Below are 708 nucleotides of genomic sequence, written 5' to 3'. Positions count from 1 at the left end.
CCTCACCGAACTACGCCTGTATGGCAATCGGCTTAAGGGACTACCGGACTGGATGGCCGGCCTGACAAGCCTCACCAGCCTCGACATCGACGGCAGTCAGCCCGGCGAACTACCGGACTGGATAGCCAACCTCACCGGCCTCACCGCGCTGGACATTAGAAACAACCAACTCACCCACCTGCCGGACTGGATAGCCAACCTCACCGGCCTCACCGCGCTGGACATTAGAAACAACCAACTCACCCACCTGCCGGACTGGATAGCCAACCTCACCGACCTCACCAACCTCGACGTCAGCGGCAACCGACTCACCCACCTGCCGGACTGGATAACCGCCCTGACTGGCCTCACCGACCTCAACATTGGTTTCAATCAGCTGACCGCACTGCCGGACTGGATGGCCAACCTCACCAAACTCACCAACCTCAATGCCAGTCGCAACCGACTCACCCACCTGCCGGACTGGATAGCCAACCTCACCGACCTCACCAACCTCAATGCCAGCAGCAATCAGCTGACCGCATTGCCGGACTGGATGGCCAACCTCACCGACCTCACCAACCTCGACGTCAGCGGCAACCGACTCACCCACCTGCCGGACTGGATAGCCAACCTCACCGACCTCACCAACCTCGACGTCAGCGGCAACCGACTCACCCACCTGCCGGACTGGATAGCCAACCTCACCGACCTCACCAACCTCGACGT

General features: G+C 61.0%; 1 protein-coding gene. It reads left to right on the top strand.

Translation table 11 applies throughout. From position 1 onward, the window contains the following. Positions 1-52: 52 nt before the first annotated feature. A partial coding sequence (locus ACFYY8_RS42095) for a leucine-rich repeat domain-containing protein (RefSeq protein ID WP_390050695.1) occupies positions 53-708 on the top strand: 656 nt, incomplete at its 3' end.

It is taken from the genome of Streptosporangium sp. NPDC001559 (assembly GCF_042893955.1).
In the GTDB taxonomy this organism is placed as follows: Bacteria; Actinomycetota; Actinomycetes; order Streptosporangiales; family Streptosporangiaceae; genus Streptosporangium.
This window is presented reverse-complemented; position numbering and strand designations above follow the sequence as displayed.